The following is a 5,696-nucleotide window of genomic DNA, read 5'->3' as shown; positions in this document are numbered from 1 at the left end:
GCGCGAGCGTCTCGGCGAGCGCCCCCGGCAGCTCTTTGGTATGGACCACACCGAGCCGTTGGGTGGCCCGGGTGAGGGCCACGTACAGGTCGCTCGTGCCGTACGCGCCGGGTTCGACGACGAGGACGGAGTCGAATTCGAGGCCCTTGGACTGCCGGGGGTCGAGCAGGACGACGGTCCGGGTGAGGTCGGGTTCCTCGCCGGAGGTCACGCCGTCGAGCCGGGCGGCGATCTCCGGGTGCAGGGCGCGCGGCGCGATCACCGCCAACCTGCCCTCGGCCGGGGTGAGTTCGTCAACGGCCTGGGATACGGCGGCCGTCAGGTCGTCGGTGTGCCAGGACCAGGGCCGAACTCCGGTCGCCCGTACGGATTTCGGCGGCTCGAAGTCGGGGCGTTCGGCGCGGACGACGGCCGCGGCGACGTCCATGATCTCTGCGGGCGTACGGTAGTTGACGCCGAGCCGGGCGTGTTCCCAGCGGTCCTCGACGTACGGTCCGAGGATGCCCTGCCAGGAGCCGACGCCGGCCGCCTCGGCGGTCTGCGCGGGGTCGCCGACCAGGGTCATCGACCTCGTCGGGCTGCGCCGCATGAGCAACCGCCAGGCCATCGGGGAGAGTTCCTGCGCCTCGTCGACGATGATGTGCCCGAACGCCCAGGTCCGGTCGGCCGCCGCGCGCTCGGCGGCGCTGCGGAAGTCCTCCTCCTCCTGCCGCTCGGCGAACCGCTCGGCGTCGATGATGTCGTGCGCCGACAGCACCTCGGAGTCCTCCTCGTCCTTGTCGTCGAACTCGTAGGTCCGGGACGCGTACGAGACGTCCAGCACGCCCTGCGCGTACGTGACCTGCTCCTCCCGTTCCCGCTCGGCCAGTTCCCGCGCCCGGCGTTCGTCCACGCCGAGGAGTTCGGCGAGTTCGTCGAGCAGGGGGACGTCCGCGACGGTCCAGGCCCGGGTGACGGGGCGGCGTACGGCGTCGGCGTCCTCGTCGGGGAGGTACGCGTCGGGCTCGGCGAGGAAGTCGGCCAGGACCCGGCGCGGGGTGAGCAGGGGCCACAACTGTTCGATGGCGGACCAGACTTCGGGGTTCTCGGCGAGTTCGTCGCGGATCTGCGTGATGTCGCTGGCGTCGAGGAGGCTGCTCCCGTCGTAGGGGTCGGTGCCCACGCGTTCGGCGTACATCTCGGTCAGCGTGTTGAGGATGTGGCCCTCGAAGTGCTCGCGGGCCACGTTGTGCGGGAGCCGGGCGGCGCGGGCGCGTTCGCGGGCGACCTTCACCAACCCGTCGTCCAGCATGAGGACTTCGCGGTCGTGGACGACGGCGATCACCGGGTCGGGCAGCGCCTGCCGGTCGCGGACGGCGGCGGCGAGGACGTCGGCCATCGCCGGACCCCCCTTCACCGCAGCCGCCTCGGGGGTGTCGGTGGCCGTCGCCTTCACGCCGGGGTACAGCTCGCCGACCGTCGCGAGGAGCACGCCGGTCTCGCCGAGGGCGGGCAGGACCTCGCCGATGTAGCCGAGGAAGGCGGGGTTGGGGCCGACGATCAGGACAGCACGCTTGGCGAGCAACTCCCGGTGCTCGTACAGGAGATACGCCGCGCGGTGCAGGGCGACGGCGGTCTTGCCGGTGCCGGGGCCGCCCTCGACGACCAGGACGCCCCGGTGCGGGGCGCGGATGATCTCGTCCTGTTCGGCCTGGATGGTCTGCACGATGTCGTTCATCCGGCCGGTGCGGGCCGCGCCGAGCGCCGCGAGCAGGACGGCGTCGCCGGTCGGGTCCTCGTGGCCGGTGCGCTCGTGGTCGCCGAGGTCGAGGATCTCGTCGTGCAGCGCCGTCACCGTACGGCCGTCGGTCGTGATGTGCCGGCGGCGGCGCAGGCCCATCGAGGTGTGGCCGGTGGCGAGGTAGAAGGGGCGGGCGACGTCGGCGCGCCAGTCGATGAGGACGGGGGTGCGTTCGGCGTCGTCCAGCCGCAGCCCGATGCGGCCGATGTGGTGGACGTCACCCTTCGCGAGGTCGATCCGGCCGAAGCACAGCGAGCCGTCCACCGCGTTCAGCGCGGCCAGCAGGCCCGAGCGTTCGGCGACCAGGATGTCCCGCTCCAGCCTGGCCTGCATCGGGGTGTTGCCCTGGGCGAGGGCCGTCGTGACGGAGGTCTCGGTGTCGCCGCGCAGGGCGTCGACCCGGGCGTACAGGCCGTCGATGAATTCCTGTTCCGCGCGCATTTCACCGTCTTGAAAGTCGGTGTTTGACAATTCCACTCCCGGCCGGATATACTGTGCTCATCACGCTTCTTCTGCGCTTCCCCGAGGGAAGTCGCGAATCATTGAATATACGCCGAGAAAACCCCCGAGCGCAAACACTCGGGGGTTTTTCCGTGAGCGGTGTCCGGTCAGTTGCGGGGCTTCGCGGAGAGTTCCGCGCCCTGCCGGTAGCCGGGCCGCGCGAGGTGGATCACCACGTGGCTCGCCGCGGGCGCGTTCGCCGTGCCGCCCGGGCCGCCGCACATCGACCTGCGCTCGTTCGCCGTCATCGGGCGGGGGTCGAACGTGGTCGTCGAGAACTGCATCTCGTCGGGGTCGTACTGGGTGAGCGTCGGGTAGACGTACCACTCGTAGTGGCCGTGGCGGCGCTTCGGATAGTTGATGACCATCCGGCCCGTGACCCGCTGCATCGCCGGGGCGATGGTCACCGCGCCGATCGAGTACGGCGGCACCTCGCCGCTGACCTCCTCCGTCTCCGACGTCGAGTACGACCAGCTGTGGCCGTAGCTCGCCTCGATCGACGCGCTGAATATCTGCGACAGGCCCGCCTCGACGCCCGCCGTGACGCTGACGCTGTTCTCCTCCGTGCGCGACTCCGTCGTCTGGCGGCCGACGCCGACCTTCGAGGAGCAGGCGTGCACGGTCGTGCCGACCTGTCTCGCCGGGCCGGTGAACACCTCGCGCTTCGCCGGCTCGAACCGGCAGCGGTCCGCCCTGCCGAGGCCGTCCACGTTCTGGCGGCAGGAGGTGAGCAGCGCGGAGGGGTCGTACCAGTTGTCGTCCGCCGCGCTCGCGCCGTGCGCACCGGCCAGGAGGCCGCCGGTCGCGGCCATCGTGGCGACTGCGGCCAGCACGGATTTACGCATGAAAAGCAACTTCATGTGAGGAGCCTTTCCGGAGTGGGGGGCTTTGTGGGGGGTGACACACACGTCGGCATTTCCCGTGGGAGGGCTCCCACGGCCGATGTGCTTGAAATGTATAGCTCTCCACCCGGGGCAGCCAAGTAAAACAAACACAAAGCCGCATCGTTCAATCTTTATGCACTCCTGAGCAGAAGGACGTCCGCCAACTCCGCCAGCAGCTTCCTCTTCGCCCGCGCCCCGACCATCGATTTCACCGGTTCGCCGTCACGGAACACGATAAACGTCGGCATGGAAAGGACTTGGTACTTCTGTGTCGTCAACGGGTGGGAATCCACGTCGAGTTGTACGACCTTGAGGCGCTCGCCCTCCTCCTCCGCCAGCGCCTTCAGCACCGGCTTCATCTGGTGGCACGGCGGACACCAGGACGCCGTGAACTCCACGAGCACCGGCAGCTCGGACCCGATCACCTCGTCCTCGAAATTCCCGTCCGTCACGTCGATCACCATTCCCGGCCTCCCCATTCGCATTCTGGATCCCTGTTTCCGGCGGCGAGCGCGTCCTTGGCCTCCTCGGCGCGCTTCAGCTGCCCGGCGACCTTCTCCCGGACGGCCCCCAACTCGCCTATCAGCGCGTCGAGTTCCGCCAGCTTGCGCCGGTACACGGCCAGCGACGCCGGACACGAATCCCCTTCCGGGTGCCCGGCCCGCAGGCACTCCACAAAAGGCCGCGTCTCCTCCAGCTCGAACCCGAAGTCCCGCAGCGTACGGATCTGTTGAAGCAGCCGGACGTCCGACTCGTCGTACGCCCGATGCCCTTGCCCGTCCCGCCTCGCGGGGAGCAGTCCACGTGCCTCGTAGTACCTGAGAGTTCGGGTCGTAGTACCCACGCGGGAGGCCAGCTCGCCGATTCGCATGGGTACGAACGTAGGGGTTGACGTCGGGGTCAAGGCAAGGGAGTTCGGGGGCGCCATGTGTCTACGCTCGTCGGCATGCCCCTGCGACCCGTCATGGTGAACATCAAGGCCCTCGACGCCCCGGCTGTCGGCCGCTTCTGGGCCGAGGCGCTCGGCTGGACCGCGTACCACCCCGGTATCACCACGTACGTCGGCCCCTCCGGCGGCCTCGTCTGGCCCGACCCGGTCTTCATCGGCATCGACGTCGTACCCGTCCCCGAGCCCAGGTCCCCGGCGAAGAACCGCGTCCACCTCGACCTCGCGACCGGCTCCGCCGCGCACCAGGCCGAGCTGACCGCACGGCTACGGGCACACGGCGCGGCCCTCGCCGACGTGGGCCAGGGCGACGTCCCCTGGACCGTCCTGCGCGATCCCGAGGGGAACGAGTTCTGCGTCCTCGAACCCCGCGAGGTCTACCGGGACACCGGGCCGATCGCCGCGATCGTCGTCGACTGCGCGGATCCCCGGGGTATGGCCCGGTTCTGGGGTGCGGCCCTCGACTGGACCGTGCTCGAAGTCACCGACGACCAGGCGTCGTTGCGCTCCGCGCGGGGTACCGGGCCGTACCTGGAGTTCCTCCGCGTCCCCGGCACGGAGGCCGTCCCCGACCGCGTCCACCTTGACCTCCTGCCGTACGCCGGGGACGACGAAGCGGCGGAGGTGGCACGGGTACGGGCCCTCGGGGCCGGGGACCTCGACGTCGGCCAGGGGGAGGCGCCGTGGACGTGTCTCGTGGACCCGGAGGGGCATGCGTTCTGCGTACTCGGGCTGCCGTGAGGGGAGTTGAGGGCGTCGAGGGGCCGCCGGGTGCTGGACGGGACAGCGCGGGGGGCGTCCCGGCGGCGTACGCGGGGTGTGCGGGGCACGCGCCCGGCGCCGTACGCGGTGTGCGCAGGTCGCGCCCCCGGCGCCCGCCGTACGCGGTGTGCCCCTACGCCGCCACCCCCGCCGACTCCTCCACCTCCAGCAGTGACGCGCTCTGCCGTTCCTCCTCGAACGCCTTGCGCCCGCCCCGCAGACCGAACAGCCTCTTCGCGACGGCGATGTACAGCACCGCCAGCAGGTTCAGCACCAGTGTCGCGATCTTCAACCAGCTGACGCGTTCGGTGAGTTCGTAGATCTCCAGGGGCAGGAACGCGGCCGTCGCCACCACCGTCAGGTACTCCGCCCACCGCTTCGCGTACCAGAGCCCGACCGCCTCGACGAGTTCGATCAGCGCGTAGGCGAGGAGCAGGGCGGCGACGAGGACGAGGGTGCTGTGCCGGTACCCGAACACCTTCTGGACGGAGCCGACGACCGGGGAATGGTCGAGGTCGTAGTGGAAGTGCCGGAAGACCGGCCGGAAGACGTCGAGGTACTCGTCGAACAGCCTCCGCACGGCGTCCTGGCTGTTGCTGAACTTCCACACGGCGACCGCGACCAGCACGATGAACACCCCCCGCACGGCCCGCTCCACCGCCAGGAACCGCAGAATGAACAGATCCCGCAACACCTTCCCCCGCGCCACGAGCGGCGCCTCGACCGCCGGCCCCCTCCCCTGCGGCTCCCCCACCGCCAAATCCCCACACCGCAGACACCCCCACGCGTCCCCCAACGCCGCCACCGCCCGCAACCGCCCCGC

At 70.3% G+C, this 5,696-nt stretch carries 6 protein-coding genes; 1 reads left to right on the top strand and 5 read right to left on the bottom strand.

The genetic code is table 11. From position 1 onward, the window contains the following. The 4 genes from AOK24_RS30160 to AOK24_RS30145 form a co-directional block, all read right to left on the bottom strand. The coding region (locus AOK24_RS30160) for a HelD family protein (protein WP_055723206.1) at positions 1-2,221 on the bottom strand (2,221 nt) is incomplete at its 3' end. Positions 2,222-2,388: 167 nt separating this feature from the next. Further along, the gene (locus tag AOK24_RS30155) at positions 2,389-3,141 is read right to left on the bottom strand and encodes a hypothetical protein (RefSeq protein WP_109362733.1); all 753 of its coding nucleotides are present in this window, start codon (positions 3,139-3,141) and stop codon (positions 2,389-2,391) included. A gap of 155 nt (positions 3,142-3,296) precedes the next feature. Beyond that, complete coding sequence (locus AOK24_RS30150) at positions 3,297-3,629, bottom strand: thioredoxin family protein (protein ID WP_107104083.1); 333 nt, start codon at positions 3,627-3,629, stop codon at positions 3,297-3,299. Next, on the bottom strand, positions 3,623-4,036 hold the full coding sequence (locus AOK24_RS30145; protein ID WP_055723207.1) for a MerR family transcriptional regulator: 414 nt from the start codon (positions 4,034-4,036) through the stop codon (positions 3,623-3,625). Before AOK24_RS30145 ends, AOK24_RS30150 begins: the two co-directional genes overlap by 7 nt. A 75-nt stretch (positions 4,037-4,111) precedes the next feature. Between AOK24_RS30145 and AOK24_RS30140 the strand changes: the two genes are divergently transcribed. Continuing rightward, positions 4,112-4,852, top strand: coding sequence for a VOC family protein (locus AOK24_RS30140; protein WP_055723203.1), 741 nt, complete (start codon positions 4,112-4,114; stop codon positions 4,850-4,852). A gap of 154 nt (positions 4,853-5,006) precedes the next feature. On the opposite strand, the gene AOK24_RS30135 is transcribed toward AOK24_RS30140, so the two are convergent. Then, the coding region (locus AOK24_RS30135; RefSeq protein WP_055723202.1) for a DUF2127 domain-containing protein at positions 5,007-5,696 on the bottom strand (690 nt) is incomplete at its 5' end.

The sequence above is a fragment of the Streptomyces niveiscabiei genome (genome assembly GCF_001419795.1).
Taxonomy (GTDB): Bacteria; Actinomycetota; Actinomycetes; order Streptomycetales; family Streptomycetaceae; genus Streptomyces; species Streptomyces niveiscabiei.
Note: the sequence above shows the minus strand (reverse complement) of the source record. Positions and strands in the feature narration are given on the sequence as shown.

Bases quoted from the DNA above. Each gene is read 5' to 3' on its own strand.
- AOK24_RS30155 (WP_109362733.1), bottom strand. From the start codon at position 3,141: ATGAAGTTGCTTTTCATGCGTAAATCCGTGCTGGCCGCAGTCGCCACG.
- AOK24_RS30150 (WP_107104083.1), bottom strand. From the start codon at position 3,629: ATGGTGATCGACGTGACGGACGGGAATTTCGAGGACGAGGTGATCGGG.
- AOK24_RS30145 (WP_055723207.1), bottom strand. From the start codon at position 4,036: ATGCGAATCGGCGAGCTGGCCTCCCGCGTGGGTACTACGACCCGAACT.
- AOK24_RS30140 (WP_055723203.1), top strand. From the start codon at position 4,112: ATGCCCCTGCGACCCGTCATGGTGAACATCAAGGCCCTCGACGCCCCG.